Raw genomic sequence first — 19,894 nt, forward strand, 5'->3', positions numbered from 1 at the left:
TATATTCAAATTATAATAAAATAAACACGGAGGTGAAGTCATTATGTTAAAGCGGAAAATGGAACAAAAATTGACCGACTGGAAAAACACGGAAAATCATAAACCATTAATCATTAAGGGCTGCAGGCAATGTGGGAAAACATTTTCTGTTCTTGATTTTGCAAAGAAAAATTATAAACATGTCGTGGGCATGCGGACATTTTTGGGAAAATGGGACGTAAGTTATATTATTTTCATAAGGACAGTGGACTGGAAGTGGATTTCGTGATTCGATACCAGGGGGAATGTAGCCTGGTCGAAGTCAAGGCGGCAACCGGTAATACCAAAAGCACAAAAACAATTTTACGCCATCCAGAAAAGTATCACGTCTACTATGCAATTAAGCTTGGGGACTACAACGTCGGGCGTACCGAACAGATCCTTACATTGCCATTGTATATGGCATTCCTGCTGACAGAACTATGAGTCTTTCTGTAATAGAAAGAATTATGTCTATCACGCAATTCAGAATATAAAACGACCACCGGATGAATATTCCGACGGCCGATGGCTGTTTGTAATATACAGTTATGATCAATCAAAATCACTGCTGAAACTATAATTTTTCCATGTATCCATTTCACTTAACCGGCTTTCATACTCGGTTTTTAATGTGGCCACAGAATCACTTCCAAGAGGCAGGCGTTTGGGGATGGACTCCAGTCCTACAATCTGAGCAATGGTTTTTCCTGCACGTACCGGATCTCCAGGCTGGTTTTGCTGGTCATTTACATTTTCCAGATACATGCTGCTCACGGTGTTCTCGTAATCTGCAATATGTGATTTTGCCCCACGCAGTGCACCGTAAAATCCTGTGCGGAATGCGCCTGGCTCAATGATCAGTACCCGGATTCCCAATGGGCCGCATTCTTTATAAAGAGATCTGCTGACCGCTTTTCTTGGGAACAAATCTCTCCATTTTTAATGCGGCTTTTACTGTAGACACCTTAAGCGGTTCCGACATTCTTCAATTTGTCAGCAATGGACTTGGAGTCACGTTTTTATCCCATCTCTGTGCGATTGAATGTCCGCCAAACATCAAAATCATTCCGATCGAGCCGGCTATTATCCGTCCGCTTGGAGTTATCCGCAAGAAAAACAAAACGCTGTCTCCGCCCGCCCACAACTTCCTAAAACTGCTGCGGACCTATTTGGGAGCAGAATAAAAAATGCAAGGCTCTCCTGCTTATGGGATTGCCTTGCATTTTTTCACTTATCATTTATTTCTGAACAGAAACTCCATTCTGCTGTAACCAGTTTCCAATCTCGCTTCTGCTGCTGGAGTTTGCAGTCAGTCCGCTACCGACTTCTGCTCCGCGGCTGGCTCCCAGTCTGCGGATGTCTGGCATGCTTTCTTCTGCTGTACTTCCGGCGCTGGTGCAGAACGGGATGATTTTCTTTCCAGTCAGGTCATAGGACTCCAGGAAGGTGTCAATGACCATCGGCGCGGTATGCCACCAGATTGGATAGCCTACCAGGATCACATCATAGTCATCCATATTGCTGACACTGGAGGCAAGTTCTGGTCTGGCATTCTGATCCAGTTCCTGTCTGGCCCGGTTTACCGTACTCTGGTAACTGTCCGGATACGGAGAGGTTACTGTGATTTCAAACATATCTGCTCCGGTGACATCCTGAATCCGTCTGGCTGCATTCCGTGTCGTGCCGGTATGAGAGAAATACGCGATCAGAATTCTGTTGCCAGCTGTATCGGTCTGGTTACTCTGGGTATCCTGTGCGTTCTGGTCAGCCTGTGCTCTGCTTCCTGCATACCCTGCTTCTACATTTCTGGTCTGGACTTTTCCATCCACAACCCATGCACCATCGGAATTTACCCGGTAGCCATCCGGCGTTTCCGTTCCTGCGTACATCCAGCCTGCCTGGTCAAAAGCATAACATTCTGCAACACCATCTCCGTTTCCATCCAGCCACTGCCATTCTACCGTTTCCTCGGGATTTCCATAATACTGTCCGTTCCCAAGATCATACCACCATCTGGAACTGTTGCTTCCCTGTCCCGTGGTCCAGCCTGCCGCGAAAGCAGTCATGCCCATCAGGACGGATAATACAAAAACTGATACCATGATTTTCCACAGTCGTCTCATCATCGAAGTGCTTCCTTCTTTACATTGTCACCCAGTGTTCCATTGCTTCTGTTTCATTTTGAACCTCTGCCCCGCGTATGGAAAGTCCGTCCGCAATCACGGATGCCGGACATACCCGCTTTAGATCTTCCAGACTATGCCCGAATCCGCCATCCTCATGGGTGCAGAATGGCCAGATCTCCTTTCCTGAAAGATCGGACTGCTCCAGAAAGGAAAATACCGGTGCTGGCATGGTTCCCCAGTAGTTGGGATAGCCCAGATAGATTCTGGAATATGTCTCCAGGTGCTCTGGCACCGCTTTTAAGTCCGGCCGTTTCTTCCGCAGCAGATCCTGTCTGGCCAGATCAATGCAATGGCAGTATTCTTCTGGATAGTCCTGTTTTGGAACGATCCGGAACAGATCTGCTCCCGTGATTTTTTGCAGGATCAGGGCTGCCATTTCCGTATTGCCGATCTTTAAGTTTTTCAAGGTCCCGTTGACCAGATTCTCTCCGCTCCGGGAGTAATACACAATGATTGCTTTCATACGCTGCCCCTGTTACTTCTGCTACTTTACATTTTCCTGAATCCAGTTCTCTACATGATCTGCAATGACATCATTGTTGAGATCCTGGAACATAAAATGGTCATTTCCGGTGATTCCTTCCTTTGGAAGATCTACTACCGTGCAGTTTCCTCCCTGGGCATTGTATGCGTCCTCAAAATCATAACAGGTCTGGCGCATTCCCTGCCAGCTGGCTGTTGCCTGAATTTCCGGATCTCCATTGTCAATGTAATCACCGAAATAAATGCTGATTGGGAAATTCTGTTCTGCGATTGCCTTGTATTCTTCTGTATCTGCACCTGGTGCTCCGCCCGGCTCGATCGCGATAATCGAAGCAATATGCGTTGTATACTGCGGAACCAGCCAGCCTGCACGGCCGCCCTGGGAATGGGTAACCAGGATAGAATTTTTACCGGTCATCTCATAAACTTTATCGATGGTTGCGGCAACGGCCTGTGCTACCATATCGCCGTCAAAGTCAGCGCCCATATCGGAGGTCATGCCGGTATCCGGAGTCATCTGGCGGAAGAACTGGTCTACGGATTCGTCATCATTTGGGAACTGAGAACCTTCGTTGGCAACGGATTTTCCATCTTCCCAGCGTCCGATACGGAACTGGGTGTACCAGCGCTGATCCAGGGTCTTGGTGCTGATGTCTCCGCTTACAGAGGTAGAACCTGCCTCGCCGCGGCGCGGCTCATCGATTAAGAATACACTGTGGCCCTTTCTCAGAAACATATCGGACCATCCCTCACGACCGTCCGGTGTTGTCATCCAGCCCATGCGGGACTGACCGTAACCATGAAGAAATACCATCGGAAGTTCGGTCTCATCCTCCGGGATCTGATAAAGCACATTGGCGTGGTCCACATGGGCTGTCTGCCCTACTCCGGTTTCTTCCCACTGGTTTTCCGGATCGAAGGTTCCATCGGAATTAACGGTTGTACCGCCTGCTGTAAAGATACCCTGCGCTTTAATGACCAAAGCGCCAACTGCTTCCTCTTTTGCGGTCTCCTCTGCTTCTGCATTCTCCTGGGCAGCTGTCTCTTCTGCACTGCTTTCCGTCTGTGCTGCCTGGGTAGTTGCCTGGGCTGCGCTTCCCGCACTGCTTCCGCATCCGGTAGCAAACATTGCACCGGCAAGGGCAATTGCCGCCAAGTTCATCCATTTTTTCTTTCTCATAAAATCCTCCTTAAGTTCGCTTATGCTTTTTGTTTCTGATTTCATTTTACCGTTCCGGTGCTTGAATTGGAACGCAAAAAAAGCTATAATAGTGCCAACCAAAAGGTGTGAACGTGCTGTGGCTGTTTTGCAAGGCTGCCGCAGTACAGATCAAAGAGAGAGGAATATCATTATGTACAATCATCACTTAGATACCTTTATCCAGGTTGCCGACAGCGGAAGCTTTTTGAAGGCAGCCGATAAACTCTATATATCCGCCAATGCCGTGACCAAGCAGATCAATCTTCTGGAAAGCCATCTGGATGTAAAGCTCTTCCACCGCAGCACCCAGGGACTTACTCTCACCGAAGCAGGAGAACTTATCTACACGGAAGCCAAAAAGATGATCCGCCATTCCAATACCGTTCTGCAGAAAGCCCATGAAATGGAAAACCGCCAGGATCATGCGATACGCATTGGCGTTTCTCTCATGAACCCGGCGGATATTCTGCTGAAGCAGTGGCAGCACGCCGCGAAGCTTCATCCGAACTTCCATCTGGAAATTATTCCTTTTGAAGATACAGTTCCGGCCTTTCTGGAGGTACTGGACAATCTCGGAACAAAGATTGATATGCTGTCCTGTCCTTATGAGACCAGTTACTGGGGAGACCGCTATAACTCGTTCTATCTTTGTGATCTGCCGCTGTGCGTCACCTGTTCCAAGATGAATCCGCTGGCTGACAAAGAAATCCTGTCACTGGAAGACCTGCACGGAAAAACACTGCTGCTTGGCCGTCGGGAAGTCAGCAATTATACTACTTACTCCCGTCTGGAATGAAATTGAGGCACACCATCCCCAGATTCACTTAAAAGGAATCGATTATTCTGATATCAACCAGTTCAATCAGCTTGTATCCTCCAATGAATTTCTGTTGTCTGCGGAATGCTGGAAGGGAGTGCATCCGCTGCTAACCACGCTGCCGGTGGACTGGGACTACACCATGCCCTATGGACTGATCTATTCCAAGAATCCGTCCAAAGAACTGCTGCAGTTTCTGATGACAGTTGGACAGATGGATGAGTAATGTCATTCCTGTTTTTCAAAAGCTTCCATTGTCATGGCCAGTTCTCCCTCTTCATTTACTGAGATTTCCAGACGTCCAACAGAACGTCTGGATACAGACCACCAGATTGCGGCAATCAGTCCCAGAATACATACAATCACACCGGCTGCAAGAATGATAGAACCTTTTTCCGGCTTCTTCTTTGTTTTCACATTTGCTTTTCCGGCAAATTTTTTACCCATTTGTTACCTCTCTATGCATCATTTTTATCTCACAAAATTCGTAAAAATGGCTGGTTCCCGCTCTGGCAGCGCTACACCGGCCTTTTTTGCTGCTTCCTGGCATTTCAACAGGTATGCCATATTTCTGCCAAGAACCCGCATGGTATAGAGGCCTTCCAGATCTTCCTCTACCTGCTCCGGCACCGCACCGTGCACCATATTCCAGTAACGGGATGATGCAACCGGCATCTCCTGAATGGTAAAGTATTTATTCATCTGGTCAAAAGCTGCGGTAGTACCCGCACGTCTCGCAGAAATAACAGCTGCAGCAGGTTTTAAGTAAAATGCTTTGTTCTGGTTTCCACCCAGTTCGGAATAAAACAGACGGTCCATGAATGCCGTCATATTGCCGCTGGCTGCGCCGTAGTGAACCGGTGTGCCGAACACGAAACCATCTGCTTTGTAAGCTTTTTCGCGGCAGGTATTGACAACATCGTCAAATACACATTTTCCGGTCTGGACACATCGTTTGCATGCGATGCAGCCGCCAATTGGTTTATTGCCGATCCAGAACATTTCTGTCTCGCTTCCTTCTTTCTGGAGCGTTGCCGCAACCTCCTCCAAAGCTCTGTTGGTGCAGCCGCTCTTGTGCGGACTGCCGTTTACTAGTAATACTTTCATTTCGTCTCTATTCCTTTTCCTGACTTTTATCGCATATCACGCATAGACTCGCGTATCATATCCGTGACTTCTTCAGTCGATAACACGGTATCAATGGAAATTCCGGCAATGGCCTTTTCATCGACTTCTCCATCAAAGTACATATCAATACCAAGTTCAGAAAATAATGTTGTGATCTTTTCTGTAGATTCCGCAATATCTCCTTCATATCCAAAGGCATCCTGAATAAAGGCCTGAATATCTGCTTCATGATAAACAGACATGGCCTTTAAAAATCTTGGAAATATGGTAGTAAGACTTTTCCGGTAAGGAACGCCCCATAATACTTCCGGGATAAACTCTGCCTCATAAATATCATAACTGTAATTTTCTTCTTTTCCAATGCCAAGCCGTCCGGACGTAGAAATCGATGCTCCATATAAAACAACACCACGGGCATCCAGGTCTTCCGGATTTTCCTTCAGCTGTTTTGCTGCCTTCAGGACATTTCGGATAATCGAAATTCCACAGTCGTAGGACACCGGATTTTTATCTCCAAGAGTGGACGCAGACAGCTGAACCAGCGTAACCAGCGCTGTATAAGCGGTCATTTCCCGGCTAAGAGACAGGGAATATTTCGGAGCCAGAATCGCATAATCTGCCGCAATTCCATATGCAGTGCCAAAATCATTTGTTCCGGCATCAGCTGCAACTGCTCCAAGGCCATACTCAGAACCACTGGACGGATACGTTGGCATCAGTACAAGGGGAAGTTTCTTTAATCCATATGGATTTTTTCTGCCTTTTACATATTCCCAGAAATCTTCATGACAGCTTCCCAAAGCAATCAGTTTTGCGCAGTCCATAATGCTTGCCCCGCCAGCGCCAATGACCAGATCAATTTGGTGTTTTTGGACCATCTGTATGCCTCTTTGAATATCAACACGTTCTCTGGAAGAATTTCCTGCCTCATATAAGCTGACTCCGCTCTGTTTCACCGCATTGCAGTTATCCTCATAGCAGCCATTCTTTTTTACAGAACCGCCTCCATATACAAACAGAACCTTCTTTCCTTTCACAAGCCTGGTTAGATCCGACACTGGATCATTGCGGAACAAAAGCTTTGTATCATTTCTTAACTGAAAATCTTTCATGGATCTATATTCCCCCATATTTCTTTATTTTGCTAATCCAAGTCCTGCAACCCAGGCTGCGATTTCCTTGTCAGACGCACCGGAAGCAAAACGCTGTCCTTCCTGCCAGTCTCCGCTTCCTGCAAGGTCAGCCAGCAGTTTTCCGCTCTGTCCAATTCCGGAACTTGCAGCAGTACAGAACGGGATAACGGTCTTTCCGGTAAAATCATTGGCTTTTACAAAACCATCGGTCGGCCATGCCGCAATGCCCCACCAGATCGGGTATCCGATCAGAACGGTATCGTAGGAATCCCAGTTTTCTACTTCCGTGGAAACCAGTTCCACATCCCGCAGGCTCTCATCATCGTGTTCCCTGGATACACGGCTGTCATTGTTTCTCCAGTTTAAATCATCGCTGGTATACGGTTCCACCGGCACAATTTCAAACAGATCAGCTCCTGCTGCCTCAGCTGCCGCCTTTGCGACACGCTCTGTATTTCCGCTGGCAGAGTAATAAACAACCAGTGTCTTTCCAGTTTCGGAGTTTGTTTTATCTGCTGTGTTTTCAGCACTTTCTTCCGTGTTACTCTCTGCCTGTTCCGAAGATTCTGCTGCCGTGGTATCTGCAGTACTGCTCTGAGTCTCCGTTTGGGCCGCAGAAGAAGCAGCGCTGCTCTCTGTTGTTTTGGAAGCGCCGCATCCAGCCAGAAGACTGACGGAAAAAGCGCCTGCCAGTACCATGGTAATTAAATTCTTTGCTTTCATAATTTTAGTTCTCCTTTTTCTTGGTTTTCTGTAAGATTCCGCCTGTATGATAGGCAAGATATAGAAACAGTCCCATTATCGCCAGTTCATCCCTCAGCACACGGAGCAGTGTCGCGTCAAAATCATACATGACAAAATGAGTCTGCAAAAACAAATACGACGGAATCCGGTTATGTATAAAACGATATGCTCCGTAAAGCGCGATTCCCGCTGCCAGAATGCGCAGGCACCGCCCAAGTATAGTCGGACATGGTTTCTTCATCCTGCTTTTCATGATTCCCATAATCATGCGCCAGTGCAGTCCAATGTGCATGCTCATAAGCATAAATCCCCAGTATGCACAAAACAAATGGGCCAGGGAAGCACTCTCATAAAGGTACTGACTGGTCCATTCAGAAAAAAGATACTGGGAAATCAGGATCCCGCTGACCATAGAGCCAAACATACAGAAAAAAATCAAAATGACAATCACAGTCTGAAAAACCCGGTAAGGGGAGTATTTTCCCCTGCCGAGTCCTTTCAGCCATGAAAAGTTGAGAATATGATGAAAAACGAATAAGAGGAGCATGACCATTCCCAGCCATTCATGGGCTTTTTCTCCTATAAAGGAGTATGTCATAAGTCCGAGCAGAACTGCTGTCATAAGAATATCTACCGTCAATTTTACCTTCGTTCTGCCCGGAACCTGCGACCTAGTAAACATAATCCGGTGCCAGGATTTTTAACAGCTTCTGGTCATGGTTATGAACCAGTTTCGACTGTGTATCCAGAATCATCGTAGCGCCGCCTTCTCTGGTGTAGGGCTCCCACTCCGGCATTCCGTCAGCCTCCGGTACGCCGTTCCTTGCGAAGTTGATCCACGCCTGGCTGATCTGAGCAGCAAGAGCTTTCTGATCTTCATTGTCCTCCGGATGGTCAAATACATATGGGATTTCCGCACCGTGGAAGGAATTTCCGTAAGTAAACACATATCCATAAACCGGTGCACCGCCCTGGTCTGCTTTGTGCGCCATAATCTTTAAGATTGGCAGACGGATCAGAGTCGTATCTACATGTTCCGCAGTCAGATCGGTTTTATCCGGGTACGCTTCTTTTAATGCTTCTGTCAGTTCGTCGGTTGGTGTAACCGGATCAGACTCAAAATAACCAGTCCACTCATTTAAATTGCTGCCAATCAACAGCGGAATATCTTTTCCTGCCTCAGCAAAGGAATCATCTGTTACCGGATCGGTTGGAAGAAAATCTCCATCTACAACCGGTTCCCAGTCTACCGCATAGGAATCTCCGGTCCAGGTCGGAATCTGTAACTGTTCGCCGGTCTGAACAAGGGCATCGGATGCAGCAGCTTCCAGATCCTCCACGGAAACATTCTGGATTTCTTCCAGATTTTCCGGAGTGATATTTAAGTTTTTCAGGATATTTTCCGCAAGAACCGTGCTGGACTCCTGGGTATTAAACTTAACACCCATGGTTTCCGTGGCACCACTCTGAACAATGCCTTTTTCAAACAGACCCTTCGCGTACGGAGAAGTCATCATGGCCAGAACTTTCGCTCCGCCGCCGGACTGGCCAAACAGAGTTACATTCTCCGGATCTCCGCCAAAGGCTTCAATGTTATCATGAATCCATTTCAGGGAATCCACAATATCCATCAGACCAACATTTGCGGAATATTTGTATTTATCATCATATGCGGAGAGATCCAGATAGCCGAATACATTCAGTCTGTGGTTTACAGAGACAACAACCACATCTCCGCTGCTGCTGATCGCTTCTCCATCATAACCATCCTCGTTGGCGGAACCGGTGGAAAATCCGCCGCCATGCAGCCATACCATAACCGGACGTTTCTTTCCGTCATTCACACCCGGAGTCCAGATATTTAAGTTCTGGCTGTTATTGTCTGTGCCATCCTGGGAAGCTTCTCCATCCACGCCGGAGATCTGTGCCTGCGGAGACATCGGTCCATAGGTATCTGCCATGCGGATACCCTCCCACGGAGTTACCTCCTCTGCCGGTACAAACCGCTCTTTTGCTTCTGCATACGGAACACCGAGATAACGGTAAATTCCGTTCTCTTTTGTTCCCTGCACCAGACCGGCGGTTGTCTTTACAACGCCATCGGCCTGTTCTTCTGCGGCCTCTGTCTGTGCTTCCGTCTCCGTAGCTGCAGTCGTTTCTGCCTGTGTCACTTTTGTTCCTGCTGCATTCCCGCAGCCTGCAAGCATTACAGCACTTAAAGCCAGTGCCGCATACCGCTTTCCTGATTCCAGTTTCATTCTCATTGTCTTATCCGTCCTTTCATGATTCTGTACTGTCTAAAGGATTCTGCTTTGGATGTCCTGACGAAACGGTTCTGCCCCATAGTATTCATCCGAATCTCCGATTACAAAATAGACCGGAACCTCTGCATTTGTTATGGTATCATATCCGCCATCCCACTTTGAACTGCACATAAGCGCTGCCATCAGCAGCCGCCTCATCTGCACTCCGTCAGAATCTCGAAAATCTCGTTTGCAGTCAGCTTTTTGCAGCAGCCCGGTGTGGTGACGGTACTTTCTGCAACTGCGTGCAGCATGTTTTCATCTGCTTCAATTCCCAGTTCTTTAAAATTGGTCGGAAGGCCGATCTCCCGGATAAAATCTGCCAGTGCCTGAATGCCTGCCAGTGCTGTCTCCTCCTGGGTCTTTCCTTCTGCGGATACGCCCCAGACTGCTTCTGCAAAATGAGCAAAACGACTGACTGCATCTTTATAAATATGGCGGTATAATACCGGGTGAATGACTGCCAGACCGCATCCATGATTACAGTCTGTGTAAGCGCCAAGCTGGTGTTCGATCATATGGGCCTGGAAATCTGTCACTTTTCCAAGCTTCAGGATTCCATTCTCTGCCATAGCAGAATCCCACATCAGCTCACGTCTTGCGTTCTCGTCCAGAAAATCTTTCGCTACCACGCGAAGATTGCGGATCGTATTGCGCATAATTGCTTCGTTAATTTCGTCGGAAACATTGGCTGTGCGCGGACTTCCAAAATAGGTTTCCATGCAGTGGCTTAAGGTATCAAAGGCACCGGAAACCACCTGCTTTGCCGGAAGGGATTTCATATAGTCATAATCCAGTGCTGCAAAACTTGCAAACGCGCCCCAGACACCTGTCTTTATTTTCTTTTCTTCATGAGTGATTACGGCACCATTGTTCATTTCAGCACCGGTTCCGGTTGCGGTCACAATCGCGCCCATAGGAACAAATTCCGTTGGGAATACATGATCCGTAAACTCCATCTCCCAGATATCTTTCTCTGTCTTCGCCTGTGCGGAAATGATCTTGCAGCAGTCAATGACAGAACCTCCGCCTACGGCCAGAATGAAATCCACTTGTTTTTCTTTTGCCAGTGCCGCGCCTTCCTGCACTTTCGCGTAGGTTGGATTCGGCATGATGCCCGAAAAATCCACAATTTCTTTTCCTGCCTCTTTCAGCATGGAAACGACTGCATCATAAACACCGCTCTTTTTTACGGATCCGCCGCCATAGGCAACCATCACAGTCTTTCCATATTTGCCAAGTTCCTGAGAGACGGCTTTCTTTGCCGCATCCGTGCCAAAATAAACCTTTACCGGATAAGAATAAGTAAAATCGTTCATAGTGAAATCTCCTTTCATGCATTGTTTCTGTTTTTGTCTGGATTCTTCCAGACTGGTTATCTATCAGATTCGTTTCCAGAAGTTGTCTCTGCCGGTTTTTCCGTGGGCAAAGCTGCGTATTCTTCGTCTGAAATCCGGTCAAACCATTCCAGCCCCGTTAATTCCGGGTTTGTATTTACTGCAATGTGGGCGAATTTTGTGTTTGCGCTTCCTCCGTGCCAGTGCTTCACGCCCGGCGGGCAGAATGCTACATCTCCCGGATACAGAACCTGAACCGGTTCGCCTTCAATCTGATGGTACCCGATTCCGTCTGTGGCAATCAGGATCTGACCGCCTTCATGGGTATGCCAGTTGTTGATGACGCCCGGATCAAATACAACATAATGAAGATCCGGCGCTCCGGCTGCATTATCTGCGCCGATCAGTGAAGATACGTAAGTAGGGCCGCTGAAGGTATCTGCCATCATGGCCTCCGGCGCGCGTTCAAACATAAATTCATTATCCGGAGTCGTGGTGCGTCCGGTATATTCTTCGGTTTCCAGATTCTTGTATTCTTCCTCGGTAACCGATGTTTCTTCCGGTGCGTCTGCCTCCGGGGTATAATTGGAATCAAAAATGACAATCTGGGAAAACCAGCTGTCCGGTGCCGCTCCATGCCAGTGCCGCACACCAGGTTCAATGTTTACCACATCCCCTTTTCTTAAAATCTGTGCAGGCTTTCCTTCTTCCTGGTAGTAACCGATGCCGCCTGTTACCAGAAGTACCATGCCGCCATGGCTGTGCCGGCTGCTGCGGGCTCCCGGCTCAAAGGTAATATGATTGGTGGCCGGAAAATGATAGGTGTCATCATTCTGGATCATAGATTCAATGTAGGCAGTTCCGGTGAAGGATGGAGAATCAATCTTCTGACCAAGCTTGAACGGAAGCGCATCATTGGAAAGAATGGCGCCACCCTGAACGGATGTTGTTTCTTCCGAAGATGTTTCCTCTGTACCTGGTTCTTTTGCATCTGCGGTTTCTTCACTGGTTTCTGCTGCTTCTGCCTGTGTGGCTGCCGCGGATGTCTGCGCTGTTTTGCTTCCTCCCGCACAACCTGCCACACTCATGGAAAGCATCAGTGCCGCTGCCGCCGCGCCATATCGAAATCGTTTCTTCACTGTCATTCCTCCATTTCGTTTTTCATCGTGATTGGATGTACTCTCTTGAGCTGCTTTCATTTTACAACTGCGTTTCCCTGGATGGAACGACAAATAAGCTATGATAGTTCTAACCAAAAGGTGTGAGCTGTGTCCACATGTGATGCAACAGGAATCTACTTTACTGCCATGCGTGACCCGCCAAACACATCCGATATTTCCATGTGGTTCAGTGCCTCATCCATTGCATGGATTTCTTCCTGTGACAGGGTTACATCCGCCGCCCCTGCATTTTCTCTTAAGCGTTCCTCTTTTCTGGTTCCCGGAATCGGGACAATATAGGAATGCTTCTCCATCATCCAGGCAAGGGAAATCTGGGCCGGAGTTGCCTGCTTTTCCTCTGCAATCCGATGCAGAAGTGTTAACAGAGCCTGGTTCTTGTCCACGCCTTCTGCCGTAAACTGGGGCATCACACTACGGTAATCTGTTCCAGCTTCAAATACGGTATTTTTATCATATTTTGCAGATAAGAAACCATTAGCCAGCGGAGAAAATGCCACAAATCCGATCTGCAGTTCTTCCAATACAGGGAAAAGAGCTTCATACCATCTTGCCATCATGGAATAGCGATTCTGGATTGCCGTTACTGGGCAGACTTTATGAGCACGCCGGATGGTTTCCTCTCCTGACTCAGAAAGCCCCCAATACCGGATCTTGCCTTCCGCGATCAGCTCTTTCATCACACCTGCCACTTCTTCTACTGGAACATCTGGGTCCGGCCTGTGCTGGTAATAAAGATCAATATGGTCGGTTCCCAGACGCATCAAGGACTGCTCCACCGACGTGCGAATGACTTCCGGCCGTGAATCCGGAACAAGCGGCTTATTCACTTCTGGAGCTGTCTGATCAAAATGGAGGCCAAACTTTGTTGCCAGAATCACATGATTGCGATAAGGCTTCAATGCCTGCCCCACCAGTTCTTCATTATCATGGGGATGCTGCGCAGTTCCATAAACCTCCGCCGTATCGAAAAACGTGTAGCCTATATCTACTGCCTTTGCCAGAAGTTCCGTCATCTCTTTTCGGTCTGCCGGTGCTCCATAAGCATGGCTCATTCCCATACAGCCAAGACCGACTGCGGAAACTCCCAGACCTGTTCCAAGTATTCTTTTTTTCATTCGCTTTCTCCTTTTTCATCTGAACTTGTTGTATTTTGCTCCCAGAACTTCACCGCACGGTCGATCCAACCTTCCGCAACGGTTCCCTCTCCCAGTCCAACGCCATGGGAAAGCCCTGGAAATACTTCAATCTCTGCCGCCGTGCCGTTTGCACGGATCCATTCGATTCTCTGCTGCATGATCCGGTAGGAGGCGATGCCGTCCCGGGTTCCCACACAGGCGTAGGTTGGCGGCTCGGTCCCTGTCACTTCCGACAATCCGGTGTACTGCATGATCACGGCTCCCGGTGCCGGATACTCCTTTTCTCCAAACGCTGCGGTTCCATAGGACCCAAGCCAGGCTGCCATGCGGGCTCCTGCAGAACCGCCCCACAACGAATATCCATCGGTATCTACCTGTAGTTCTTCCTTATGTTCATGAATGAACGCGATGGCCCGGGCCAGATCTTCGCAGGCTGTCTGTGCCCCTGGCCGGTAGATCAGGGCAAAGGCATTGTATCCGCGTTTGGCCAGTTCCTGCATATGCGGAAAGCTGTCATGCATGGCTGCCACATAGGCAAAACCTCCGCCTGCATTGGTTATGGCAAACTTTTCGCCTGGATTTCCGCGAAAGAAAAAGAGACCGGTATCCTTTTTCGCCGGATCCTTTGCTTTTTCCTCATCAGTATAAATGTCATAAAAAATCGTTTCGCCCTGGTTTACACGCATTTTCATTTCATTTACGATGGAAATGGTTCTCTCCGGATTCACCTCGCTGTACCAGGGCAGAATTTCTTCCACATCTTTCAGTGCCAGCGCATTGTCAATTCGCATATCTACAGGAAAAATCAGACGTCCGAATCCTGCAAATGCCGGATTCTGCATCACATCCTGTACCCTGGAATCTCCTGTAAACGCAGCTTCGGCTTCTGTTGTCATGGCTGCTTTCCCCTCCTCTTTGTGACATGCAGACAATCCTATCGTCAGCATGGCCGCTGCCAGTAGTGTCCTGTAAATTCTATGTTTCACCTTTTATCACCTTTCCATTTTCTGCGGGACGGAATAGACCAGCCGAAGTCCGCTTTTTCCGATTCTCTGAACATCTTCCAGGTTGAATTCCACAGGAGCTGATGCTTGCAAATAGATGCTGTTTTCAAATATGCTTGGAGTATCGTTCTCCCCATCCGCAGACGGACTTAAAAGGAGGCTCAGTTCATCTACCACGCCCTGCTGCAGAAAACTCCAGTTGACAGCACCTCCGCCACAGATCAGCACTCTCCGGATTCCAAATAACTGATACAGCTTCTCCACTGCAATCTGACAGTCCAGACTCTTTTCTCCCGCCATAATATAAGAAACTCCATGTTTCCGCAGATATGCCAGATAAGAAACCGGGGTACTTCCAGTCACAACTTCAATCACATGAGCATCCGGGCATCCGGCACGGCGACAGGTTCCGGACTCCCACCCGATTTCACCCTCTGTATCGATAGAAACATAATAAAGTTCGGCATCTTTTTTCGCAATGAAATCTCCTGCAGGAACTGTATAATCTTTTTGGGAATATACCGGAACCCGGAATCCGGTAAACTCTTTTGTTGTAGTGGTTCCATACAGCCAGGCATCCGCCTGGTAGGCATTTCGGATTGCAGCGTACTCCCTGCCCATCTGACGATTGCTCTCTGCTCCCATAAAAGAACCGCTGATTTTTCCATTCAGCGCACTTAAAATATGACAAATCATATAGGGTCTGTTCATTCTGTTTCCTCCTTTGCCAAAAGAGGCTGTTGCAAAACGCTATCCAACTTATGCCGGATCCCATTTTGTGACAGCCCCCTGTTATTTCAAACTTTGTTTACTTTTCTGCCTCTGCATCCTCCATCAATGCCTTACCGGCACTCCAAGCCTGGCCAACTTTTTCGCCTGCCACATAATATCCTGCCTGGAACTGGTCGAAGATCAGGGCGTTTAATTTCAGCGGATCAATCTTGCCATTGTCGGAGATCACTTTTTCATCCGCGCTGACATTTACGATCTTTCCTACGATTGCGTGCAGATTCTCAGTTTCTACGATTTCTGCAAGTTCACACTCTAATGCAACCGGGAATTCTGTAACGATCGGTGCATTGACATGAGCGCTCTTTTCCGCATGATAACCAGATTTTTCAAACTTGTCCGGCATCTTGTTTCCGGTTGCAATACCGAAGAAATCTGCAACATCCATATGGTCTTTATCTGCAAGACTCACGGTAAATGCCTTGGAGATCCGGATATTTTTGGTTGTTTTGTGGCCTTCATCGATAAACAACGCGATCTTGTCATGACCGCAGATCATGCCCCATGCCGCATTCATAACATCGACCGTTCCATTCTCGTCGTATGCTGCTACCATCAATACCGGCATTGGAAAAACGGCCGGCTGTACTCCTAAATCTTTTCTCATGTTAAATTACCTTCGATTTTTGATTATTAATGTAAGTTATAAATGAATTTTACAAATGCAGGATCATTATGGTTGACAATCTCGCTGTGTCCCAGATCTTTTGCTGCGATAGTCTGCATTTCTTCCTCTGTCAGGGTGAAATTCCAGATATCGATATTCTGCGCCATTCTCTCTACATGAACAGACTTCGGAATGATGGATACGCCGCGCTGGGCATTCCATTTCAGGGCTACCTGAGCTGCTGTCTTTCCATACTTCTTACCGATCGCCGTCAGCTCCGGGTCTGTGAAAATGCCGTGCTTTCCTTCCGCAAGCGGTCCCCATGCCTGCGGTACAACGCCGTATGCCTTCATGTTGTCAACGGCAGACTGCTGTACAAAGAATGGATGGAGTTCTACCTGGTTGACTGCCGGAATCACTTCTACGGTCTCACAGAGATTGGTCAGGATTGCCGGATAGAAGTTGGCTACTCCGATGGCCTTGGTAAGCCCTTCTTTGTATGCTTTTGTAATTCCACGGTAAGCCGCAAAATAATCCCCCATCGGCTGATGTAACAGGATCAGGTCTGCATAGTCCATGTTCAGTCTCTTTAAACATGCCTTTACTGCCTCATAAGCAGTCTCCTCTGTTTTCATATCACTTACCCATACTTTGGTTGTGATAAAGAGTTCTTCTCTTGTGGTGATTCCATCTGCAATCGCTCTTGCAACGGCCTTTCCAACTGCTTCCTCATTTCCATAAGCAGTTGCAGTATCGATCAGACGGTATCCGGTCTTGATAGCCTCATAGGTCACTTTCTCGCATTCTGCCGCATCCGGGATCTGGAATACTCCAAATCCTTCTAACGGCATTTTCGCGCCTGTGTTTAATGTAACAAATTCCATTGTCCAAACCTCCTTGATTTATTTATAATTGAATTGATTATTTGCATCTACAATCTCGCAGATACTGATGTGTTCATTGCGGTATCTGGCTTTAGAATTCTTCTCCGGCAGATTCAGCTGAATGACCATCATTGGACAGGCGTGAATGCACGCCATACAGGTTATACAGCCCTCGGAGTGCCAGGTGCTTTTCTGATATTCCACGGTAAAGCACTTCTTCGGACAGATTCTTGCGCAGATCTCACATCCAATACAGTTTTCTGTGATCCGGTACAGATTGGTAAACGTACCTTGGGGCATCTTTTCCCTTCTGGCCAGATATTCCTGATGCGCTGCCCTGTCTTTTTCTGTCACAGGTGCGATATACTGCCTGCCATTTTTAATATCTTCCTGAATCTTCCGGATATGCTCATCCACTTTTTTGTCAATCTGAATCTGCTCACTCATGTCAAAGGCCGGAAGAAAATTATCTACCATCAGAAGTACATTGATATACGAAGCATGAATCCCTATATTTCCCAGCATACTTTCTGCAAGTTCTGCGGCCCCGCCATGCCGGTTTCCGTATGTCAGGATCATGTAAAAATACGGTGTCTGAAAAACAGACCGTTCCAGAAACTCTTTTACCAGCGACGGAACCTCATGTCCAAACACCGGACAGACGATTCCGATCTTCTCTGCCTGATAGACAGGCTGCTCATCGTGAATGGCCTGTGCAATACTGACAGGTTTCTCCTCGAACTGTTTGGCGGCATACAGGCTGTTTCCCGTTGCCGTAAAATAAAATACCATGTGTCTTTCACCTTTTTGCCTGCAGATTGAAAAAATCATCGTTTATGCTATAATTTGATTTAATGAGATTTATAAAACTATCTTTCTTTTCAAGATGGATTTTACGATATTTTTCTCAAAATGTACAATGCCAATCCATCATACTGCCATCAATATTTTTTATACTGAAAGAGGACCGCAATGATAGAATTATATGTGTTAAGGCAATTTGCAGCATTCGCGGAGGCCGGAACTTTATCGGAGGCCGCTGAAATCCTGCATTTATCCCAGCCCGCTTTAAGCCGGAATATGAAAAAGCTGGAGGAAGATCTGGGTGTAACTCTTTTCGAACGAAAAAAGAATAAATTAGAACTGAATCAAAACGGAACTTATGTCCTGGACCTGGCCAGGACACTTCTGGAAGACGCAGATGCCCTGGCAAAAAAAGTTCAAGAGTTTGACCGTAAAAACCGGACGATCCGGCTTGGAATCTGTGCTCCTGCACCGCTTTGGACACTCACGCCGCTCATTTCCCAGGTATATCCGCATCTGTCACTGCAGACAGAAATGGAGAGCGAAGAACTGCTTCTAAAACATCTCATCGATGATTCTTACCAGTTGATCGCTCTCCACGAACCGCCTGCCGGCGCTGAATTTTTCTGTAAAAAATGCGGGACAGAAACCTTAATGTTCGCCCTTCCGCAAGGGCACAGATATGCGAAACGAAAAAACTTGACCTTCGCGGAAATGAACGGGGAAAATATGCTCCTTATGCCAGATATCGGCTTCTGGGCTTTTGTCATGGACAAAATGCCGGATTCCCGCTTCCTGACCCAGAGTGACCGCTTCAGCTTCAACGAACTGGTCCAGGCCTCATCCCTGCCTTCCTTTATCACAGATCTGTCTGAGAAATACCGGGTTACGCCGCCTGGCCGGATCTATGTTCCCATCTCGGATGCGGAGGCAACGGTGAGCTATTATCTGGTGTGTAAAAAAGAAAAGGCAAAGGAGTTTGATGAACTGTTTCGGCTGCTGTAATTTCGAAGGAAATACTGGAGAACCGTATTCAATGTGAAATTCGGCACTTTCATATCCTGGCACAGCTGTCTTGCCAGTTCCAGATCTTTCACGACCAAATCCGGCGCAAAACCAGGTTCCAGATCTCCGGTCAGCACCTTCTTTTTCTTTGCATTTAAAATCTTATTGCTGCCGGAACTGCTGGTTGTTACCTGATAAAACAGTTCGGTCGGAATTCCCAGGGTATCCGCCATCAGCAGAGCCTCTCCATTTACTACCTGTGTTGTAAACGCAATGTAATTATTGATGATCTTAACCGAGGAACCGCCGCCGATTTTCCCTATATAGTGAAAGGTATTTCCGATGACTCTGAGAAATGGCTCCAGTCCCTGTTCTATAATTTTTTCTTCAGTTGCGCCAATCATCACAGACAGCGAGGAATCCGCAGCCCCTGCCGGGCCGCCGCTTACCGGACAGTCCACATAATAAATTCCCTGCTCTTTGCAGAGCCTGTACATTTTTTGCTGTCCGTACCAGGCATACATACGCATCCGGTTTTTCTTTTTCCTTTTTCTCTTTCTCTTGTTTTTTTCAGTTTTTTATATGATACCATTATACTGCTGCATTCCATTCAAGACAATCAGATGTTTGCTGCATTATCTCCGGAATACATGAGAAAGACTCAATCCTGCCCGTCGCACAATTACAAATATAAAAAGACCGCCAGAATAATATTCTGACGGCCCAGTGGCTACGAAGCGATTTCTGCGCTTTTTCCTTTCTTTCATTACGACAAAACCATTTTATACAGGCATTACGACAGCGTTGATTTGTGTTGGATTGTCCGTTTTTCTTTGCACTATGCACAATTATATTCGTATATCGTTCGTGTTATTTTGTGCATATATCACAATACATCACCTTGTTTCGCGAAAACATCCGGAAAGCACATGGCAAACCGAATGTCCACAAGGGACGGATTTTTCTTCACCATGTTCACCTCACCGCCGATGTAGCGGGCGGGCTGCTGGATACTCAAGAGTATCTCTTCTGGTAATGCTAATTTTCTCATAATTACCTGTTTTTCCTGTCTTATTTAAAGTTTGCTGTTTCTATCTATCCTGTTGCGGACACACGAACCCGCAGAAACGT

The 19,894-nt window shown here is 47.3% G+C and carries 26 protein-coding genes; 5 read left to right on the forward strand and 21 right to left on the reverse strand.

The features are described from left to right. The first annotated feature begins 43 nt into the window (after nt 1–43). Nucleotides 44–268, forward strand: a complete 225-nt coding sequence (locus ACI3EW_RS08855) for a hypothetical protein (RefSeq protein WP_405582528.1) — start codon at nt 44–46, stop codon at nt 266–268. Between the two features lie 305 nt (nt 269–573). On the opposite strand, the gene ACI3EW_RS08860 is transcribed toward ACI3EW_RS08855, so the two are convergent. After that, nucleotides 574–795, reverse strand: coding sequence for a Rossmann-fold NAD(P)-binding domain-containing protein (locus ACI3EW_RS08860; RefSeq protein ID WP_405582525.1), 222 nt, complete (start codon nt 793–795; stop codon nt 574–576). A 143-nt stretch (nt 796–938) separates the two neighbouring features. Here ACI3EW_RS08860 and ACI3EW_RS08865 point away from each other — a divergent pair, with 143 nt between their 5' ends. Further along, nucleotides 939–1,205 (forward strand): LysR family transcriptional regulator substrate-binding protein, encoded by a 267-nt coding sequence (locus ACI3EW_RS08865; protein WP_405582522.1) that lies wholly within the window; start codon nt 939–941, stop codon nt 1,203–1,205. Nucleotides 1,206–1,259: 54 nt separating this feature from the next. On the opposite strand, the gene ACI3EW_RS08870 is transcribed toward ACI3EW_RS08865, so the two are convergent. Genes ACI3EW_RS08870 through ACI3EW_RS08880 form a run of 3 tightly spaced genes read right to left on the reverse strand, consistent with a single transcriptional unit; the run spans nt 1,260 to nt 3,870 of the window. Beyond that, nucleotides 1,260–2,147, reverse strand: a complete 888-nt coding sequence (locus ACI3EW_RS08870; RefSeq protein ID WP_405582519.1) for a flavodoxin — start codon at nt 2,145–2,147, stop codon at nt 1,260–1,262. Nucleotides 2,148–2,163: 16 nt separating this feature from the next. Next, nucleotides 2,164–2,670, reverse strand: a complete 507-nt coding sequence (locus ACI3EW_RS08875) for a flavodoxin (protein WP_405582516.1) — start codon at nt 2,668–2,670, stop codon at nt 2,164–2,166. A 21-nt stretch (nt 2,671–2,691) separates the two neighbouring features. Next, nucleotides 2,692–3,870, reverse strand: coding sequence for an alpha/beta hydrolase (locus ACI3EW_RS08880; protein WP_405582513.1), 1,179 nt, complete (start codon nt 3,868–3,870; stop codon nt 2,692–2,694). A 172-nt stretch (nt 3,871–4,042) separates the two neighbouring features. On the opposite strand from ACI3EW_RS08880, the gene ACI3EW_RS08885 reads away from it, so the two are divergent. Next, nucleotides 4,043–4,687, forward strand: a complete 645-nt coding sequence (locus ACI3EW_RS08885; RefSeq protein ID WP_485662860.1) for a LysR family transcriptional regulator — start codon at nt 4,043–4,045, stop codon at nt 4,685–4,687. Between the two features lie 118 nt (nt 4,688–4,805). Beyond that, the gene (locus ACI3EW_RS08890) at nt 4,806–4,934 is read left to right on the forward strand and encodes a hypothetical protein (RefSeq protein ID WP_405581249.1); all 129 of its coding nucleotides are present in this window, start codon (nt 4,806–4,808) and stop codon (nt 4,932–4,934) included. Nucleotides 4,935–4,936: 2 nt separating this feature from the next. On the opposite strand, the gene ACI3EW_RS08895 is transcribed toward ACI3EW_RS08890, so the two are convergent. The 15 genes from ACI3EW_RS08895 to ACI3EW_RS08965 form a co-directional block, all read right to left on the reverse strand. After that, nucleotides 4,937–5,155, reverse strand: coding sequence for a hypothetical protein (locus tag ACI3EW_RS08895; protein WP_485662862.1), 219 nt, complete (start codon nt 5,153–5,155; stop codon nt 4,937–4,939). Between the two features lie 24 nt (nt 5,156–5,179). Further along, on the reverse strand, nt 5,180–5,815 hold the full coding sequence (locus tag ACI3EW_RS08900) for a flavodoxin family protein (protein WP_485662863.1): 636 nt from the start codon (nt 5,813–5,815) through the stop codon (nt 5,180–5,182). A gap of 26 nt (nt 5,816–5,841) precedes the next feature. After that, nucleotides 5,842–6,948, reverse strand: coding sequence for an iron-containing alcohol dehydrogenase (locus ACI3EW_RS08905; RefSeq protein WP_405581255.1), 1,107 nt, complete (start codon nt 6,946–6,948; stop codon nt 5,842–5,844). Between the two features lie 24 nt (nt 6,949–6,972). After that, nucleotides 6,973–7,692, reverse strand: coding sequence for a flavodoxin (locus ACI3EW_RS08910; protein ID WP_405581258.1), 720 nt, complete (start codon nt 7,690–7,692; stop codon nt 6,973–6,975). A 4-nt stretch (nt 7,693–7,696) separates the two neighbouring features. Beyond that, nucleotides 7,697–8,011 carry a hypothetical protein gene (locus ACI3EW_RS08915; protein ID WP_485662864.1) on the reverse strand — a complete coding sequence of 105 codons (315 nt, stop codon included), beginning with the start codon at nt 8,009–8,011 and terminating at the stop codon, nt 7,697–7,699. A 373-nt stretch (nt 8,012–8,384) separates the two neighbouring features. Beyond that, the gene (locus ACI3EW_RS08920; RefSeq protein WP_405581264.1) at nt 8,385–9,977 is read right to left on the reverse strand and encodes a carboxylesterase/lipase family protein; all 1,593 of its coding nucleotides are present in this window, start codon (nt 9,975–9,977) and stop codon (nt 8,385–8,387) included. Nucleotides 9,978–10,010: 33 nt separating this feature from the next. After that, nucleotides 10,011–10,160: a hypothetical protein gene (locus ACI3EW_RS08925; RefSeq protein ID WP_405581266.1), complete on the reverse strand. Its 150-nt coding sequence runs from the start codon at nt 10,158–10,160 to the stop codon at nt 10,011–10,013. A gap of 11 nt (nt 10,161–10,171) precedes the next feature. Then, the gene (locus ACI3EW_RS08930) at nt 10,172–11,335 is read right to left on the reverse strand and encodes an iron-containing alcohol dehydrogenase (RefSeq protein WP_405581269.1); all 1,164 of its coding nucleotides are present in this window, start codon (nt 11,333–11,335) and stop codon (nt 10,172–10,174) included. A gap of 56 nt (nt 11,336–11,391) precedes the next feature. Beyond that, the gene (locus ACI3EW_RS08935; protein WP_405581272.1) at nt 11,392–12,492 is read right to left on the reverse strand and encodes a cupin domain-containing protein; all 1,101 of its coding nucleotides are present in this window, start codon (nt 12,490–12,492) and stop codon (nt 11,392–11,394) included. 155 nt (nt 12,493–12,647) lie between these two features. Next, nucleotides 12,648–13,649 carry an aldo/keto reductase gene (locus tag ACI3EW_RS08940; RefSeq protein WP_405581275.1) on the reverse strand — a complete coding sequence of 334 codons (1,002 nt, stop codon included), beginning with the start codon at nt 13,647–13,649 and terminating at the stop codon, nt 12,648–12,650. Beyond that, nucleotides 13,646–14,566 (reverse strand): alpha/beta hydrolase, encoded by a 921-nt coding sequence (locus tag ACI3EW_RS08945; RefSeq protein WP_405581278.1) that lies wholly within the window; start codon nt 14,564–14,566, stop codon nt 13,646–13,648. The genes ACI3EW_RS08940 and ACI3EW_RS08945 overlap by 4 nt, the downstream gene beginning before the upstream one ends. Before the next feature lie 96 nt (nt 14,567–14,662). Beyond that, complete coding sequence (locus tag ACI3EW_RS08950; protein ID WP_405581281.1) at nt 14,663–15,385, reverse strand: dihydrofolate reductase family protein; 723 nt, start codon at nt 15,383–15,385, stop codon at nt 14,663–14,665. Nucleotides 15,386–15,482: 97 nt separating this feature from the next. Next, nucleotides 15,483–16,070, reverse strand: coding sequence for a flavin reductase family protein (locus ACI3EW_RS08955; protein ID WP_405581284.1), 588 nt, complete (start codon nt 16,068–16,070; stop codon nt 15,483–15,485). 26 nt (nt 16,071–16,096) lie between these two features. After that, entirely contained in the window at nt 16,097–16,954 is an 858-nt protein-coding gene (locus ACI3EW_RS08960; RefSeq protein ID WP_405581287.1) for an aldo/keto reductase, read from the reverse strand. 18 nt (nt 16,955–16,972) lie between these two features. Beyond that, entirely contained in the window at nt 16,973–17,746 is a 774-nt protein-coding gene (locus ACI3EW_RS08965; RefSeq protein ID WP_405581290.1) for an EFR1 family ferrodoxin, read from the reverse strand. Nucleotides 17,747–17,926: 180 nt separating this feature from the next. On the opposite strand from ACI3EW_RS08965, the gene ACI3EW_RS08970 reads away from it, so the two are divergent. Continuing rightward, the gene (locus ACI3EW_RS08970) at nt 17,927–18,763 is read left to right on the forward strand and encodes a LysR family transcriptional regulator (protein WP_405581293.1); all 837 of its coding nucleotides are present in this window, start codon (nt 17,927–17,929) and stop codon (nt 18,761–18,763) included. Here the strand turns inward: ACI3EW_RS08970 and ACI3EW_RS08975 are convergent. Both ACI3EW_RS08975 and ACI3EW_RS08980 read right to left on the reverse strand, forming a co-directional pair. Then, nucleotides 18,703–19,293, reverse strand: a complete 591-nt coding sequence (locus tag ACI3EW_RS08975; protein ID WP_405581296.1) for an NAD(P)-dependent oxidoreductase — start codon at nt 19,291–19,293, stop codon at nt 18,703–18,705. The two genes, ACI3EW_RS08970 and ACI3EW_RS08975, sit on opposite strands and share 61 nt — an antisense overlap. A 356-nt stretch (nt 19,294–19,649) precedes the next feature. Continuing rightward, on the reverse strand, nt 19,650–19,814 hold the full coding sequence (locus ACI3EW_RS08980; RefSeq protein WP_405581357.1) for a hypothetical protein: 165 nt from the start codon (nt 19,812–19,814) through the stop codon (nt 19,650–19,652). Nucleotides 19,815–19,894 lie beyond the last annotated feature (80 nt).

This window comes from Pilosibacter rotomagensis, from assembly GCF_045062245.2.
Classification (GTDB): domain Bacteria; phylum Bacillota; class Clostridia; order Lachnospirales; family Lachnospiraceae; genus Pilosibacter.

Coding starts and splice junctions, on each gene's coding strand:
- ACI3EW_RS08960 (WP_405581287.1), bottom strand. CDS start 16,954: ATGGAATTTGTTACATTAAACACAGGCGCGAAAATGCCGTTAGAAGGA.
- ACI3EW_RS08900 (WP_485662863.1), bottom strand. CDS start 5,815: ATGAAAGTATTACTAGTAAACGGCAGTCCGCACAAGAGCGGCTGCACC.
- ACI3EW_RS08875 (WP_405582516.1), bottom strand. CDS start 2,670: ATGAAAGCAATCATTGTGTATTACTCCCGGAGCGGAGAGAATCTGGTC.
- ACI3EW_RS08940 (WP_405581275.1), bottom strand. CDS start 13,649: ATGAAAAAAAGAATACTTGGAACAGGTCTGGGAGTTTCCGCAGTCGGT.
- ACI3EW_RS08910 (WP_405581258.1), bottom strand. CDS start 7,692: ATGAAAGCAAAGAATTTAATTACCATGGTACTGGCAGGCGCTTTTTCC.
- ACI3EW_RS08980 (WP_405581357.1), bottom strand. CDS start 19,814: ATGAGAAAATTAGCATTACCAGAAGAGATACTCTTGAGTATCCAGCAG.
- ACI3EW_RS08880 (WP_405582513.1), bottom strand. CDS start 3,870: ATGAGAAAGAAAAAATGGATGAACTTGGCGGCAATTGCCCTTGCCGGT.
- ACI3EW_RS08970 (WP_405581293.1), top strand. CDS start 17,927: ATGATAGAATTATATGTGTTAAGGCAATTTGCAGCATTCGCGGAGGCC.
- ACI3EW_RS08855 (WP_405582528.1), top strand. CDS start 44: ATGTTAAAGCGGAAAATGGAACAAAAATTGACCGACTGGAAAAACACG.
- ACI3EW_RS08915 (WP_485662864.1), bottom strand. CDS start 8,011: ATGAGCATGCACATTGGACTGCACTGGCGCATGATTATGGGAATCATG.
- ACI3EW_RS08975 (WP_405581296.1), bottom strand. CDS start 19,293: ATGCGTATGTATGCCTGGTACGGACAGCAAAAAATGTACAGGCTCTGC.
- ACI3EW_RS08885 (WP_485662860.1), top strand. CDS start 4,043: ATGTACAATCATCACTTAGATACCTTTATCCAGGTTGCCGACAGCGGA.
- ACI3EW_RS08965 (WP_405581290.1), bottom strand. CDS start 17,746: ATGGTATTTTATTTTACGGCAACGGGAAACAGCCTGTATGCCGCCAAA.
- ACI3EW_RS08920 (WP_405581264.1), bottom strand. CDS start 9,977: ATGAGAATGAAACTGGAATCAGGAAAGCGGTATGCGGCACTGGCTTTA.
- ACI3EW_RS08955 (WP_405581284.1), bottom strand. CDS start 16,070: ATGAGAAAAGATTTAGGAGTACAGCCGGCCGTTTTTCCAATGCCGGTA.
- ACI3EW_RS08925 (WP_405581266.1), bottom strand. CDS start 10,160: ATGGCAGCGCTTATGTGCAGTTCAAAGTGGGATGGCGGATATGATACC.
- ACI3EW_RS08945 (WP_405581278.1), bottom strand. CDS start 14,566: ATGACAACAGAAGCCGAAGCTGCGTTTACAGGAGATTCCAGGGTACAG.
- ACI3EW_RS08870 (WP_405582519.1), bottom strand. CDS start 2,147: ATGATGAGACGACTGTGGAAAATCATGGTATCAGTTTTTGTATTATCC.
- ACI3EW_RS08930 (WP_405581269.1), bottom strand. CDS start 11,335: ATGAACGATTTTACTTATTCTTATCCGGTAAAGGTTTATTTTGGCACG.
- ACI3EW_RS08905 (WP_405581255.1), bottom strand. CDS start 6,948: ATGAAAGATTTTCAGTTAAGAAATGATACAAAGCTTTTGTTCCGCAAT.
- ACI3EW_RS08895 (WP_485662862.1), bottom strand. CDS start 5,155: ATGGGTAAAAAATTTGCCGGAAAAGCAAATGTGAAAACAAAGAAGAAG.
- ACI3EW_RS08950 (WP_405581281.1), bottom strand. CDS start 15,385: ATGAACAGACCCTATATGATTTGTCATATTTTAAGTGCGCTGAATGGA.